Annotated in this window: 15 protein-coding genes; 12 read left to right on the forward strand and 3 right to left on the reverse strand. The window is 56.3% G+C overall.

Annotated features, from left to right (window positions below; all coding sequences use genetic code 11):
* Positions 1-2 precede the first annotated feature (2 nt).
* From recO to acpS, 3 genes are all read left to right on the forward strand, one after another.
* Positions 3-740: a DNA repair protein RecO gene (recO, locus tag FOC35_RS13625; protein WP_172569166.1), complete on the forward strand. Its 738-nt coding sequence runs from the start codon at positions 3-5 to the stop codon at positions 738-740.
* A 74-nt stretch (positions 741-814) separates the two neighbouring features.
* Positions 815-1546 carry a pyridoxine 5'-phosphate synthase gene (gene pdxJ / locus FOC35_RS13630; RefSeq protein ID WP_172569167.1) on the forward strand — a complete coding sequence of 244 codons (732 nt, stop codon included), beginning with the start codon at positions 815-817 and terminating at the stop codon, positions 1544-1546.
* Positions 1546-1926, forward strand: coding sequence for a holo-ACP synthase (gene acpS / locus FOC35_RS13635; protein ID WP_172569168.1), 381 nt, complete (start codon positions 1546-1548; stop codon positions 1924-1926). Before pdxJ ends, acpS begins: the two co-directional genes overlap by 1 nt.
* Here acpS and FOC35_RS13640 read toward each other — a convergent pair.
* Positions 1923-2183: a YfhL family 4Fe-4S dicluster ferredoxin gene (locus FOC35_RS13640; RefSeq protein ID WP_016537812.1), complete on the reverse strand. Its 261-nt coding sequence runs from the start codon at positions 2181-2183 to the stop codon at positions 1923-1925. The two genes, acpS and FOC35_RS13640, sit on opposite strands and share 4 nt — an antisense overlap.
* A 265-nt stretch (positions 2184-2448) precedes the next feature.
* On the opposite strand from FOC35_RS13640, the gene FOC35_RS13645 reads away from it, so the two are divergent.
* From FOC35_RS13645 to FOC35_RS13670, 6 genes are all read left to right on the forward strand, one after another.
* Entirely contained in the window at positions 2449-3195 is a 747-nt protein-coding gene (locus FOC35_RS13645) for a helix-turn-helix transcriptional regulator (protein WP_016537810.1), read from the forward strand.
* A gap of 358 nt (positions 3196-3553) precedes the next feature.
* Entirely contained in the window at positions 3554-3889 is a 336-nt protein-coding gene (locus FOC35_RS13650) for an antitermination protein N (protein WP_172569169.1), read from the forward strand.
* A 59-nt stretch (positions 3890-3948) separates the two neighbouring features.
* A complete protein-coding gene (locus tag FOC35_RS13655; protein WP_172569170.1) occupies positions 3949-4248 on the forward strand; it encodes a hypothetical protein in 300 nt (99 codons plus the stop codon).
* Positions 4248-4739: a lysozyme gene (locus FOC35_RS13660; protein ID WP_172569171.1), complete on the forward strand. Its 492-nt coding sequence runs from the start codon at positions 4248-4250 to the stop codon at positions 4737-4739. The genes FOC35_RS13655 and FOC35_RS13660 overlap by 1 nt, the downstream gene beginning before the upstream one ends.
* Entirely contained in the window at positions 4736-5188 is a 453-nt protein-coding gene (locus tag FOC35_RS13665) for a lysis protein (protein ID WP_172569172.1), read from the forward strand. The genes FOC35_RS13660 and FOC35_RS13665 overlap by 4 nt, the downstream gene beginning before the upstream one ends.
* A 48-nt stretch (positions 5189-5236) precedes the next feature.
* On the forward strand, positions 5237-6118 hold the full coding sequence (locus FOC35_RS13670; protein ID WP_016537805.1) for a triacylglycerol lipase: 882 nt from the start codon (positions 5237-5239) through the stop codon (positions 6116-6118).
* Between the two features lie 39 nt (positions 6119-6157).
* Here the strand turns inward: FOC35_RS13670 and FOC35_RS13675 are convergent, their stop codons facing one another.
* Positions 6158-7006 carry a MurR/RpiR family transcriptional regulator gene (locus tag FOC35_RS13675; protein ID WP_039898653.1) on the reverse strand — a complete coding sequence of 283 codons (849 nt, stop codon included), beginning with the start codon at positions 7004-7006 and terminating at the stop codon, positions 6158-6160.
* A gap of 223 nt (positions 7007-7229) precedes the next feature.
* On the opposite strand from FOC35_RS13675, the gene yfhb reads away from it, so the two are divergent.
* Entirely contained in the window at positions 7230-7862 is a 633-nt protein-coding gene (gene yfhb / locus FOC35_RS13680) for a phosphatidylglycerophosphatase C (RefSeq protein ID WP_039899392.1), read from the forward strand.
* 64 nt (positions 7863-7926) lie between these two features.
* Positions 7927-8430, forward strand: coding sequence for a tRNA adenosine(34) deaminase TadA (gene tadA, locus FOC35_RS13685; RefSeq protein ID WP_071704108.1), 504 nt, complete (start codon positions 7927-7929; stop codon positions 8428-8430).
* Here tadA and mltF read toward each other — a convergent pair.
* On the reverse strand, positions 8321-9871 hold the full coding sequence (gene mltF, locus FOC35_RS13690; protein WP_016537787.1) for a membrane-bound lytic murein transglycosylase MltF: 1551 nt from the start codon (positions 9869-9871) through the stop codon (positions 8321-8323). The genes tadA and mltF overlap by 110 nt on opposite strands.
* Before the next feature lie 248 nt (positions 9872-10119).
* On the opposite strand from mltF, the gene purL reads away from it, so the two are divergent.
* Positions 10120-14007 carry a phosphoribosylformylglycinamidine synthase gene (gene purL / locus FOC35_RS13695; protein ID WP_172569173.1) on the forward strand — a complete coding sequence of 1296 codons (3888 nt, stop codon included), beginning with the start codon at positions 10120-10122 and terminating at the stop codon, positions 14005-14007.
* Positions 14008-14028: the final 21 nt, after the last annotated feature.

Genomic DNA, 14028 nt, shown 5'->3' on the forward strand with positions numbered 1-14028 from the left:
ACATGGAAGGCTGGCAACGGGCTTTTGTCCTGCATAGTCGCCCCTGGAGCGAAACCAGCCTTCTGCTCGACCTGTTTTCCGAAGAGTCCGGGCGCGTCCGTCTGATTGCTAAAGGCGCGCGTTCGAAACGCTCTAACCTCAAAGGGGCGTTACAGCCTTTTACCCCTCTGCTGGTTCGCTGGGGCGGGCGCGGCGAAGTCAAAACGCTGCGCAGCGCCGAAGCTGTCTCGCTGGCACTTCCCCTAAGCGGTATTTCTCTCTATAGCGGCCTGTACGTTAATGAGCTGGTGGCTCGCGTGCTGGAGCAGGAGACCCGTTTCTCTGAACTCTTCTTCGACTACCTTTACTGTATTCAGGCGCTGGCTGGCACCATAGGCACGCCGGAGCCTGCGCTGCGTCGTTTTGAACTGGCTTTGCTGGGGCATCTTGGCTACGGCGTGGACTTTCTCCACTGCGCCGGTAGCGGGGAAGAGGTCAGCGACACCATGACCTACACTTATCGGGAAGAAAAAGGCTTTATCGCCAGCGTGGTCATTGGCCATAACAGTTTTACCGGCCGCCATCTGAGGGCGCTGGCCGAGCGTGAATTTCCGGACGGTGATACGCTCCGTGCCGCAAAACGCTTCACCCGTATGGCGCTCAAACCTTATTTGCAAGGTAAACCGCTTAAAAGCCGCGAACTGTTCCGCCAGTTTGTGCCGAAAAAATCGCCACCTGAATCCCCGGATAGCTCACAGTAATCACCGCCTGTAGCCACGCTTTCCCCGGCAGGTGTAAACTGCCCGGCATCTGTCTGCGAACTCTGAGGATTGTCATGGCTGAATTACTGTTAGGCGTCAACATCGATCATATCGCTACCCTGCGTAACGCACGCGGCACGGCATACCCGGACCCGGTCCAGGCTGCGTTTATCGCAGAACAGGCCGGAGCGGACGGCATCACGGTACATTTGCGTGAAGATCGCCGCCATATCACCGACAGAGACGTCCGCGTGCTGCGCGAAACCCTCGACACCCGCATGAACCTCGAAATGGCCGTCACCGAAGAGATGCTTGCTATCGCCTGCGAGACGAAACCTCATTTTTGCTGCCTGGTGCCTGAAAAGCGTCAGGAAGTGACTACCGAAGGCGGGCTTGACGTGGCTGGCCAACTGGACAAAATGCGCGATGCCTGTAAACGCCTGGCCGACGCGGGTATTCTGGTTTCGCTGTTTATTGACGCTGACCATGCGCAAATCGATGCTGCCGTTGCGGTTGGCGCGCCGTATATCGAAATTCACACCGGCTGCTATGCCGATGCGAAAGACGAAGCGACCCGGTCTAAAGAGCTGGCGCGTATTGCCGAAGCGGCTACTTATGCAGCTTCTAAAGGGCTGAAGGTTAACGCCGGGCACGGCCTGACTTACCACAACGTGCAGGCTATCGCCCGTATTCCTGAAATGTATGAGCTGAATATCGGCCACGCCATTATCGGGCGAGCGGTGATGAGCGGCCTGAAAGAAGCCGTGGCGGAAATGAAACGCCTGATGCTGGAAGCGCGTCGTTAATGGCGATCCTTGGCCTTGGTACCGATATCGTGGAGATTGAACGCATTGAAGGCGTCATCTCCCGCTCCGGCGACCGGCTGGCAAAGCGCGTGTTGAGCGAAAACGAATGGGCTCAATATCAGGCTCATCAGCAGCCCGTTCGTTTCCTCGCGAAGCGTTTTGCGGTGAAGGAGGCGGCAGCGAAAGCCTTCGGCACCGGGATCCGCAACGGGCTGGCGTTTAATCAGTTCGAGGTGTTTAACGACCCGCTGGGTAAACCGCAGCTGCGTTTCTGGGAGGAGGCCGAAAGGCTGGCGAAGAAAATGGGCGTGCGGTCGGTACACGTAACGCTTGCCGACGAGCGCCATTACGCCTGCGCGACGGTGATAATCGAAAGCTAAAGCTTATCGGCATGGTGGAGCAGCACAAATTTATCCCAAAGCTGCTCTTCATTTTCTTTATGCGCCGGATCGCCGATGATTGTGCCCGGGATAGGGCAAACTTTTTGGCAGGTCGGCGTTTCATAATGGCCAATGCATTCGGTGCAGCGGTCGGTATCTATCTGGTAGATAGCCTCCCCCATCGAAATAGCCTGGTTCGGGCACTCCGGCTCGCACATATCGCAGTTGATACACTTTTTCGTAATTAATAGTGCCATTTCAGTGCCTTGCCTTACCCGTCCTGCCGGTCAAAAAGATATTTTCACGTTTCCCGCTGGTAAAATCAAAAATGCATGTATATTTAAACAGTGTTTTGTTCAATGAATGCATTCTCTACCGCACGGAAATTTCGATGGCGCGCACTTTACCACAAAAGCAAAACATCCCCAATGATGCTGAGCCTTTACGTTTTCTGCTTCCCGTACTTTCAGTACGTGGTAGACTTGAACTATTGGTCATGATAACTCCACCGGGATCGTACTTATGGTACAGAGAGAACAACTGCGCGAAGCTTTTTCCCGCAGGCTGGCGCAGGCCTGCAGCGAAGCAAACCTCGATGAATTTGGGCGCGGTATGGCAATAGCGCGCGCGCTGGGCGTCTCCTCTAAGGCGGTAAGTAAATGGCTCAACGCCGAGTCGATCCCGAGGCAGGATAAGATGTATGAGCTTGCAACCTTCCTCCATGCCGACGTGCTGTGGTTACAACACGGCAGCGAAGGCGCTTATTCGCCGGAGGCTCGCGATCTTGCCGTTCATGCTGAGGATGCGGTGGTTTACGAATTTCGGCAGCCGGAAGAGCAGGGCTTTCGTATCGACGTGCTGGATATCGAAGCCAGCGCGGGGCCGGGGCGGCTTATCTCCAGTGAAGTTACCGAAACCATCAATCATATTGTTTACGACAGCCAGGAGGCGCTGGAGCTGTTCGGCCATCGTCCTGCCTCGACAATCAAGGTGATTACCGTCACCGGCGATAGTATGTCCGGCACTATCGAGCTGGGTGACTATATCTTTGTCGATATCGCGAAAGACTATTTCGACGGCGACGGAATTTATGTCTTCCTCTATAAAGGCCAACTGCTGGTCAAGCGTCTGCAAATGACCCACGACAGCCTGCTGGTTCGCTCCGACAACCCCAAATATGCGGACTGGCGAATTAGCGAAGAGAATGAACAGCATCTCAAAATCATCGGCCGGGTGATGTATAGCCACGCGATACGCCGCCACGCCTGAAATAGCGCATCCTACAAGCCGCAGCCGTGTTGGCTGCGCTCTCCAGCTTTAGTCACTGGCCTGAGTAAACTTCTGAAGCGTGCTCTCTTGCCGCCACTCGAATACAGAGCCATCTAAAAATAATCTTATTATTAATCAATAGTTAATTGCTAAATCCGTTTTTTTTGAAATATTTCGTACTTTGGGTTCTTGACTGGTTCGTACTTTTGGTTCAATATCAATTCATCGGCAGGACGCACCGACTCACAGGTAAGTGAACGCTCCTTAACATCAGGCCCTGAAAAAGGGCGCATACACCAAAGCAATAAGCTTTGGGATATCAATAAGGTATCACCAAAGTTGATTGACAGGAGGTTGTATGGACGCACAGACACGTCGCCGCCAGCGGCGCGAGGCAAAGCAGGCCGTCTGGAAAGCCGCAAACCCGCTTCTGGTGGGGGTGAGGGCAAAACCCGATGCGCGACCCATTCTCACTTTAAATCGCAAGCCCGGCAGCCGCCCCGATAAGGCGCTGGAGGTGATTAACATTTACGGCCTGCATATCATCCAGCAGGCGGAGCATTACCAGCTACTGCGCAATCAGCTGGATGCGAAACAAAGAAAACTTTATCAGGCTGGCCCTACTAATGAGGCCGGTTTACCGAGCGCGACCGGGAAGCAAACCCGGCGCGGCAAATCAATAGCGCTTATTTAACTCCGCATTTCATCCTTACTTGTCCAGTAGTTCGACACTTCAACCGAAGGTTTACCCCCATGAATGACCAACCAGCGAATCTGGTCACGCAATGTTCTGCGTGGCTTGCGGCGCTTGCCGCCGGTCTGGGTATCACGACACAGGATATGGTCTACATGATATTCGGGCTGATTAGCGTACTGATTTCTATGGCTTCGTGGCTGGGCGGCAGGCTGGACGCGCACCGCCAGCATCTTGAAGACCAGAAGCGCACCCGCATCCTCCAGGCGCTGGTGGATGACTTGCATACCCTTAACCGAGCCGAGCAGATTGAAATTATTAGGGCAGTCAGCGAGGTAGTGAAAAAGGCAGGTAATTAATGGCTCTCTCTCCCGGACTGAGAAAGGCACTTTTGGGTTTATCGGGGGCGGGCGCTCTGACGATAGCCAGCGTGATGCTGCCCGAGCTTGAGGGCGTACGTTATACGCCTTACTACGACGTGGCGGGCGTGCTTACCGTTTGCTACGGGCATACCGGGAAAGACATCTCTCCCGCTAAAACCTATTCCCCCGCTGAATGCAAAACGCTGCTTGATAGAGATTTGCAGCCCGCCGCTCGCGCAGTAGAGCAGGCAATAAAGGTTCCCGTTAACGAATACCAGAAAGCGGCGCTGATTAGCTTTACCTACAACGTAGGCACCGCCGCTTTTCTGCGCTCATCTCTGCTGCGGGCTTTAAACGCCGGTGACTACACGCGGGCTTGTGCCGGGCTGAAAAGTTGGACGCTGGCCGGGGGCAGGCAGTGGCAGGGGCTGGTTAACCGCCGCGAGGTGGAATACCAGGTCTGCAACTGGCAGGAGGGGAAAAAGTGAAAGGATTAAAGACCATGCTCGCGGCCGCATTTGCCCTGCTTATCGTCAGCTGTTGGTTTTTTCAGCAGCAATACGGCGCTCAAAAACAGAAAGCAAACGAAGCCCTGAAGCAGCTTGCTCAGCAGCAGGCCGCTTTGCAAAACCTGCGCACGCGGCAGCAGAAAATCAGCCAACTGGATGCCCGCTATAGCGAGGAGCTAACTCATGCCCGCCTCACGATTGAAAATTTGCAGCGTGATGTGGCTGCTGGCAGTCAGCGGCTGCGGCTCAACGGCACCTGTAAAACAATGCCTGGCTCCGCCAGCGCCACCGGGCTGGATGATGCAGCCTCCCCCGGACTTACTGACGCCGCTCAACGGGATTATTTCCGTCTCAGGGAGCGGATCGAAACGAGCAACAAGCAGCTAGCGGGGCTGCAAGAGTACATCCGCAATCAGTGCCTTCGATAAGCCTCGCGTGCGAGGCTTTTTTATTTCAACGTCAAAGAGGTTATTCATATGTCAGCTTCATCCTTAAAGTTCCCTATCGTCCTGGTTCACGGCCTACTTGGTTTCGACAAAATCGGTGGGATCTATCCCTATTTTTATGGCATCAAAGAGGCGCTGGAAAAGGCAGGAGCGAAGGTTTACATCGCCACGCTTTCCGCGCTAAACAGCAACGAACTACGTGGTGAACAGCTGCTTGAGTTTGTCCGCAAGGTTCAGGCTGAGACCGGTGCGGCGAAAGTTAACCTGATTGGCCACAGCCAGGGGCCGCTGGCCTGCCGTTACGTTGCGGCTACCCATCCGGAACTGATTGCCTCTGTGACCTCGGTCAACGGGGTAAACCACGGCTCTGAAGTTGCCGACCTGGTGCGTCTTGCGCTGACGCCGGGCCGCCTACCGGAGTCTATCGCTAATGCGGCGATGTCCGCCTTTGGGCAGCTACTTTCCGCGCTGGCCGGTTCTCCGCGCCTGCCGCAGTCCGGCATTGAGGCGCTGGAGGCATTAACCAGCGAGGGTGTTGCGGCCTTCAACAAAAAATATCCGCAGGGTCTGCCGGCGGAGTGGGGCGGCGAGGGTAAAGAGCTGGTTAACGGCGTCTATTACTACTCCTGGAGCGGCATCATCGACTACAACCCGCTGCATCAGGGCGCCAACAACCTCGATCCGCTGCACGTCGCGATGCTGGCTTTCTCCATCCTCTTCACCAATGAGCGCTTCCAGAACGACGGTCTGGTCGGCCGCTACAGCAGCCACCTCGGCAAAGTGATTGGTTCCGACTATTCAATGGATCACGTTGACGCCATTAACCAGCTGGCGGGCGTGGTGGCTAATAACACCGATCCGGTTCAATTGTTCGTCGAGCATGTTGCTCGCCTCAAAAGCAAAGGGCTGTAAGCCCTGTTTCAGCCGCCTGCGGGCGGCTTTTCTGCCCCACTAAACCAGCTTCTTAACCAAAGCCTCGCTCTGGCGAATTCTCTCCGGGGCGTTTTCCAGATCCTGCTGCACCAAAGCCATAAACAGCAGGTCGGTGAGCATCATCTGGGCGCTGGTGGAGGAAATTGCCGCGCTGCGGGTAGCCTGCTCCTCCGCTATGGTATACAGACAAAGGCTGGCGCGCTGCTGTAGCGCATTGGGCGTGAACCCGGTAATGGCGAGAATCTTTGCCCCAGCGTTCAGGGCTTCATCGGCCGCCAGATTAATTTCGCGGCGCTCACCAGAGTAGGAGACTGCAAGCAGTACATCTTCCGGCGTCATGGCTTGTACCGTCGCCAGCAGGGCGTGCATATCCTGTTCTGCTACGGCATGAATGCCGATCTTCATCAACTTCCACGAAAAATTCTTCGCAACCAGGCCAGATGCGCCTATTCCCACCAGCAGCACGCGCCGCGCGTTACGCAGCAGCGCTACGCTCGCCAGCAGCTTCTCTTCCGCATTGATATCCAGCGTGGCATGCATCGCCGCGATATTCTCTTTGATCAGTTTTTCCCCAACCAGGCGCAGCGGATCGTCACCCAAAATATGGTTATGTACCGGCACGGAGTTAGGATTCTGGCCGCTGGCTAAGGCTTCGCTAATCGCGAGCTTCATCGCCGGAAAGCCTTTGAACCCCAGTTTCTGCGCAAATTTTACTACGCTGGACTGACTGACACCGGCTTCCTCCGCCAGCTGCTGAGAGCTAAGATGGCGTGCACGGTCGGGTTCAGAGAGCAGGAAGTCGGCCAGCTTGCGGTCACTCTGGGCCAGCATGGCGTAACGACTTCTGATGCGCAGTAAACAGTTCATTTCACCTCCGAAACGGCAATTTCGATGACAGGTCGCCATTATAAGCGTCTGAGCGAATTATAAATTCCATTATAGAGCAATGTTACCGAATTAAATATTCTGGTTTTTTTCAACTGCCGCCAGGCCACCGGGCGGATTGGGCGCGGAAAAGCGCCACGCTATCTGTTAGGCTTTGACGAGGGCTATATCGGGAACCAGAACATTAAAGGAGCCAGCTTTGACGATCCACAACTCGCGCCGCGTCGTTTTTTTCGATTTGGATGGCACCTTACATCAGCAGGACATGTTTGGCAGCTTTCTGATCTATCTTCTGCGGCGGCTGCCGCTGAATATTCTGCTGGTTACGCTGTTATTGCCGATAGTCGGCGTGGGAATGCTGGTTAAAGGAAGCGCTGCGCGCTGGCCGATGAGCGTGCTGCTGTGGGGAGCGACTTTTGGCCGCAGCGAAGCTCGCCTCCAGCGGTTACAAAAGGAGTTCGTTGCCTGGTTTCGCAATAAGGTCACGGCATTTCCCGTCGTTCAGCAGCGGCTTACCGGCTATCTCAGCAGCCCGGATGCCGATGTCTGGCTGATAACCGGCTCGCCGCAGCCGCTGGTGGAGCAGGTTTACTTCGATACGCCGTGGCTGCCGAGAGTAAAGATTATCGCCAGCCAGATTGCGCGGGCTAACGGCGGCTGGGTGCTAACGCTGCGCTGCCTCGGCCACGAAAAAGTCGTGCAGCTGGAGCAGAAAATTGGCGCTCCGCTGTGCCTCTATAGTGGCTACAGCGACAGCCACCAGGACAACCCGTTGCTCTATTTTTGCCAGCATCGCTGGCGCGTCACCCCGCAGGGGCAGCTACAGCAGCTCGAGTGAGGTCGTTTCGCATCCGGTATGCGGTGTGTATAATGCGCCGCCCACTTATCCCGCGGAGAGCCTTGTGTCTGAGACAGAATTTACCCATGAACACTGGATGCGCCATGCTTTAACGCTGGCACAGCGCGCCTGGGATGAGGGCGAAGTACCGGTTGGCGCGGTATTGGTACATAACAATCAGGTGATTGGTGAAGGATGGAATCGACCGATTGGCCGCCACGATCCTACCGCACACGCCGAGATAATGGCGCTGCGACAGGGCGGGCTGGTGTTGCAAAACTACCGCCTGCTCGACACCACGCTTTATGTCACTCTCGAACCCTGCGTGATGTGCGCGGGCGCGATGGTACACAGTCGTATCGGCAGGCTGGTGTTTGGCGCGCGTGACGCAAAAACTGGCGCTATTGGCTCGCTGATGGACGTTCTCGGCCACCCCGGTATGAACCATCAGGTTGAGGTTACTGAGGGCGTACTGGCGTCAGAGTGCTCGGCCATGCTGAGTGATTTTTTTCGCGCCCGTCGTCTTGAGAAAAAGGCCCTAAAGGAAAAGGACCGTAAGGCGGAGTAGACAGCTCCACCGGGGCCACCACCGGGTAAGCCTCGGCAAACTTCTCTTCCTGCGCCGCCTGCCGCTCTTTTTCCTGCAAATACCCTTCCAGACTTAACTGATACTTGCGGATATTCTCCACGTACGCATAAGCCTCGTGTCCACGAGCATAACCATAGGTCGTTTTGCTGTAATAAGGCTTCAGGCTCAGCAGGGGCAGGCGGGTTTTAACATCCGCCCAGCTGTCCGGGTTGCCTTTTTGCTTCGCCGTCAGCTGACGGGCATCGAGCATATGGGCATAGCCCATGTTGTAGGCCGCCAGCGCAAACCAGATGCGTTCATATTCAGGCACCGTGTCCGGCACTTTGCTCATCATATCTTTCAAATACCGGCTGCCGCCGCTTATGCTCTGCTCAGCATCCAGTCGGTCGGTGATACCGAGGCTTTGGGCGGTATTTTTGGTCAGCATCATTAAGCCGCGCACCCCGGTCGGCGAAGTGGCGTGGGTGTCCCAGTGTGATTCCTGGTAAGAGATTGCCGCCAGCAGAGGCCAGTCTATTTCGTCGGCGTACTTTTCAAATAGCGGCTGCAGGTCTGGCAAGACGGAGTCCACCGCGTTAAGGAAAGTACGGGTATCGACATAATCAAAATCGCCGACGTGGCCGAGGTATTTTTCCTCAAGCCGCGCCAGCGTGCCGTCGCTGCTGATTTGATTATAAAAATCGAGCAGGGCGGCGCTCATGCTGTCGTCGCTGTCGCGGGTTGAAAACCAGGTGACGGGTTGTTCGTCGGTAACGTCCAGCGCAACGGCCAGCTGCGGATGGACGCGCTGGAAAATACTGATGGCGATGGAGTCAGAAATAGTAAAAGCGATGGTGCCGTCAACGACCTGCTGCAACAGCTGGTTGCTGGTCTGTTTGGCCGCAATGCTCCAGCTAAGGTCAGGATACTGGCTTTCTTTCAGTTTCTGAAGATCGCTTACCACGGCCTGGCCCGAAGAGAGCACCAGCTGATTGTCCTTCACGCCAGCCAGCGTTTTTGGGCGCGGGCTGCCCACGCGATACACCATTTGCTGAGAGACGGAATAATAAGTAGGCCCTGCCTGGTAATTGCTGCTGCGGCGCGAGTTGTACACCAGTCCGGCGGCAAGCAGGTCGGCTTTATCGTTGTCCAGGTCATCAAACAGCACGTTGATATCCGGGCGTACGGTAATTTTGAGCTTTACGCCCAGGTAATCGGCAAACTGGCTCGCCAGCTCATAATCCAGCCCGGATGCCTTACCGTTAATCAATGTATAGGTCAGCGGAGATGAGATTGTACTGACGCGCAAAACCCCCCGCGCTTTAATCGCGGCGATGCGGTTTTCGGTCTGATTGAAACCTGGAATGGAGGGCCATAATGCCACTGCCAGCAACAAGGTGACGATACCGATAAGCAGATAATTAATCTTTATTCTTTTCAAATAGATAACATTCTGCAGCGGGTTAAGTCTCAGCCAACAATAAACATGATTTATATGAACCTCGTGTGTTGATGAGGCGCATTTTGCGTAAGAAAACGCCAGTAAGCAACTTTTAAGAATATATCGTTTAGTTTTTGCACGATAAAAACTTCTGCTGTTATTTATACGCAAACGGTTTCGTCAAGACGGAGGATTCACTATAATACCGCCCGTTTTCCCCCCTTCGCCCTGAAGACGAGAGATCTTTAATGATGGAAATTCTGCGTGGTTCGCCTGCTCTTTCGGCATTTCGTATCAACAAACTCCTGGCCCGTTTTAACGATGCTAACCTTCCGGTAAGCGATATTTATGCCGAGTATGTTCATTTTGCCGACCTCGATGCGCCGCTGAACTCTGATGAGCTCGCGCGTCTGCAACGGCTGTTGAAGTATGGCCCAACCCTCGCAGAACACGCGCCGACCGGCACCCTGCTGCTGGTTACGCCACGCCCGGGCACTATCTCCCCGTGGTCTTCTAAAGCGACCGACATCGCCCATAACTGTGACTTGCCTCAGGTAAAACGCCTCGAGCGCGGCGTGGCCTGGTATGTTACCGGCAGCACGCTGACCGCCGCACAGTGGCAGGATGTTGCCGCTCTGCTGCACGACCGCATGATGGAGAGCGTATTCGGTTCTCTGGACGACGCGCAACAGCTGTTCGCCCAACATCAGCCGGCTCCGGTTCAGAGCGTTGACCTGCTGGGGCAGGGGCGTAAAGCGCTGGTGGAGGCTAACCTACGCCTTGGCCTGGCGCTGGCGGAAGACGAAATCGACTATTTACAGGCTGCGTTCAACAAACTTGGCCGCAATCCGAACGACATCGAGCTTTATATGTTTGCTCAGGCGAACTCCGAGCACTGTCGTCACAAAATCTTTAACGCCGATTGGGTTATCGACGGCGAAAAACAGCCGAAATCGCTGTTTAAGATGATCAAAAACACCTTCGAGAAAACGCCGGATTACGTGCTGTCCGCCTATAAAGACAACGCCGCGGTAATGGAAGGTTCCGCCGTTGGCCGCTTCTTTGCCGACCGCGAAGCAGGGCGCTACGACTTCCATCAGGAAGAAGCGCATATCCTGATGAAGGTAGAAACCCACAACCACCCGACCGCCATTTCTCCATGGCCGGGGGCCGCAACCGGCTCCGGCGGCGAAATCCGCGATGAAGGCGCAACAGGGCGCGGCGCTAAACCGAAAGCAGGTCTGGTGGGCTTCTCCGTATCTAACCTGCGTATTCCCGGCTTTGAACAGCCGTGGGAGCAGGATTTTGGCAAACCTGACCGTATCGTCACCGCGCTGGATATTATGACCGAAGGCCCGCTTGGCGGAGCCGCGTTTAATAACGAATTCGGTCGCCCGGCGCTGACCGGCTACTTCCGTACCTACGAAGAGCAGGTCAACAGCCATAACGGCGTGGAGCTGCGTGGCTACCACAAACCTATCATGCTGGCTGGCGGCATCGGCAATATCCGCGCCGACCACGTTCAGAAAGGTGAAATCACTCCGGGCGCCAAACTTATCGTCCTCGGCGGCCCGGCAATGAATATCGGCCTCGGCGGCGGGGCGGCTTCTTCTATGGCATCCGGCCAGTCCGACGCGGATCTGGACTTTGCCTCCGTACAGCGCGACAACCCGGAAATGGAGCGTCGTTGCCAGGAAGTTATCGACCGCTGCTGGCAGCTGGGTGAAGACAACCCGATTCTCTTCATCCACGATGTGGGCGCGGGCGGCTTGTCTAACGCCATGCCGGAACTGGTGAGCGACGGCGGTCGCGGCGGCCGCTTTGAACTGCGTGACATCCTTAACGACGAGCCGGGCATGAGCCCGCTGGAAGTCTGGTGTAACGAATCCCAGGAACGTTATGTGCTGGCCGTTGCGCCTGAACAACTGCCATTGTTCGATGAACTGTGCCGCCGCGAACGTGCGCCTTATGCGGTTATCGGCGAAGCCACAACCGAACAGCATCTGACCCTCAACGATAGCCATTTCGACAACCAGCCAATCGACATGCCGCTGGACGTGCTGCTGGGTAAAACGCCGAAAATGGAGCGTAACGTTGAGACGCTAAAAGCGAAGGGTGATGCCTTCGATAGCAGCGCCATTTCCATTGCCGACGCGGTAAACCGCGTGCTGCACCTGCCAACCGTGGCGGAAAAAACCTTCCTGGTTACCATTGGCGACCGCACCGTTACCGGCATGGTTTCCCGTGACCAGATGGTTGGCCCGTGGCAGATTCCTGTCGCGAACTGCGCGGTGACTACCGCCAGCCTCGACAGCTACTACGGTGAGGCAATGTCTCTCGGCGAACGTGCTCCTGTGGCTCTGCTGGACTTTGCCGCCTCCGCCCGCCTGGCGGTTGGCGAAGCGCTGACCAACATCGCAGCGACCCAAATCGGTTCCCTGAAACGCATTAAACTGTCCGCCAACTGGATGGCCGCCGCAGGCCACCCTGGCGAAGATGCTGGCCTGTATGAAGCCGTTAAAGCCGTAGGCGAAGAGCTTTGCCCGGCGCTGGGTATCACTATTCCGGTGGGTAAAGACTCTATGTCGATGAAAACCCGCTGGCAGGAAGGTAACGAGCAGCGCGAGATGACCTCTCCGCTGTCGCTAGTTATTACCGCCTTTGCCCGCGTGGAAGACGTGCGGGCTACCGTGACTCCTCAGTTGAGCACCGAAGACAACGCTCTGCTGCTGATCGACTTAGGCGCTGGCCACAATGCTCTGGGCGCAACCGCGCTGGCCCAGGTTTACCGCCAACTGGGTGATAAACCTGCTGATGTTCGCAGCGTTGAGCAACTGAAAGGCTTCTGGAGTGCGATGCAGGCGCTGGTAGCCGAACGCAAACTGCTGGCCTGGCACGACCGCTCAGACGGTGGCCTGCTGGTTACGCTGGCTGAAATGGCCTTTACCGGCCACTGCGGCGTGGATGTTGATATCGCGAGCCTGGGTGCGGACCGTCTGGCCGCGCTGTTCAATGAAGAACTGGGCGGGGTTATCCAGGTTCGCGCCGAAGATCGCGCGGCGGTGGAAGCGTTGCTGGCGGAGAACGGCCTGGCAAACTGCGTGCATTACCTCGGCAAAGCCGTTGCGGGTGACCGCTTCAACATTAGTGCCGACGGCCATGCGGTGTTTAGCGAAAGCCGCAGCAGGCTGCGTATGTGGTGGGCGGAAACAACCTGGCAGATGCAGCGCCTGCGTGATAACCCGGACTGCGCGGATGAAGAACATAAAGCCAAGGCGAATGAAAACGATCCTGGCCTGAACGTGAAGCTGAGCTTCGATATTAAAGAAGACATCGCTGCACCGTACATCGCCACCGGCGCACGGCCTAAAGTCGCGATTCTGCGCGAGCAGGGCGTTAACTCCCACGTTGAGATGGCTGCCGCCTTCCATCGCGCGGGCTTCGACGCCATCGACGTTCATATGAGCGACCTGCTGGCCGGCCGTACCGGCCTTGAGGACTTCCATACGCTGGTAGCGTGCGGCGGCTTCTCTTACGGAGACGTGCTGGGCGCGGGTGAAGGCTGGGCGAAGTCCATTCTGTTTAACCAGCGCGTTCGCGACGAGTTTGAAACCTTCTTCCACCGTCCGGAAACCCTGGCGCTGGGCGTGTGTAACGGCTGCCAGATGATGTCCAACCTGCGTGAGCTGATCCCGGGCAGCAGCCTCTGGCCTCGCTTTGTACGCAACCTCTCGGACCGCTTCGAGGCGCGTTTCAGCCTGGTAGAAGTCACTTCCAGCCCGTCGCTGCTGTTGCAGGGCATGGCCGGTTCCCATATGCCGATTGCCGTTTCTCACGGTGAGGGGCATGTGGAGGTTCGTGATGCCGCGCATCTGGCCGCGCTGGAGAGCAAAGGCCTGGTAGCGCTGCGCTTTGTGGACAACTTCGGCAACGCGACCGAAACCTACCCGGCAAACCCGAACGGCTCGCCAAACGGGATAACCGCGGTAAGCAGCGAAAACGGGCGTGTCACCATTATGATGCCGCACCCTGAGCGCGTTTTCCGCACCGTGAGCAACTCCTGGCATCCGGCTGAGTGGGGCGAAGATAGCCCGTGGATGCGTATTTTCCGCAATGCGCGTAAGCAACTGGGCTGATTACCCTCACCCCGACCCTCT

Source organism: Cedecea sp. FDAARGOS_727, from assembly GCF_012273235.1.
GTDB classification, from domain to species: domain Bacteria; phylum Pseudomonadota; class Gammaproteobacteria; order Enterobacterales; family Enterobacteriaceae; genus Cedecea; species Cedecea davisae.

Coding starts and splice junctions, on each gene's coding strand:
- FOC35_RS13675 (WP_039898653.1), bottom strand. CDS start 7,006: ATGAACTGTTTACTGCGCATCAGAAGTCGTTACGCCATGCTGGCCCAG.
- FOC35_RS13650 (WP_172569169.1), top strand. CDS start 3,554: ATGGACGCACAGACACGTCGCCGCCAGCGGCGCGAGGCAAAGCAGGCC.
- recO (WP_172569166.1), top strand. CDS start 3: ATGGAAGGCTGGCAACGGGCTTTTGTCCTGCATAGTCGCCCCTGGAGC.
- purL (WP_172569173.1), top strand. CDS start 10,120: ATGATGGAAATTCTGCGTGGTTCGCCTGCTCTTTCGGCATTTCGTATC.
- acpS (WP_172569168.1), top strand. CDS start 1,546: ATGGCGATCCTTGGCCTTGGTACCGATATCGTGGAGATTGAACGCATT.
- FOC35_RS13645 (WP_016537810.1), top strand. CDS start 2,449: ATGGTACAGAGAGAACAACTGCGCGAAGCTTTTTCCCGCAGGCTGGCG.
- FOC35_RS13640 (WP_016537812.1), bottom strand. CDS start 2,183: ATGGCACTATTAATTACGAAAAAGTGTATCAACTGCGATATGTGCGAG.
- pdxJ (WP_172569167.1), top strand. CDS start 815: ATGGCTGAATTACTGTTAGGCGTCAACATCGATCATATCGCTACCCTG.
- FOC35_RS13660 (WP_172569171.1), top strand. CDS start 4,248: ATGGCTCTCTCTCCCGGACTGAGAAAGGCACTTTTGGGTTTATCGGGG.
- FOC35_RS13670 (WP_016537805.1), top strand. CDS start 5,237: ATGTCAGCTTCATCCTTAAAGTTCCCTATCGTCCTGGTTCACGGCCTA.
- FOC35_RS13655 (WP_172569170.1), top strand. CDS start 3,949: ATGAATGACCAACCAGCGAATCTGGTCACGCAATGTTCTGCGTGGCTT.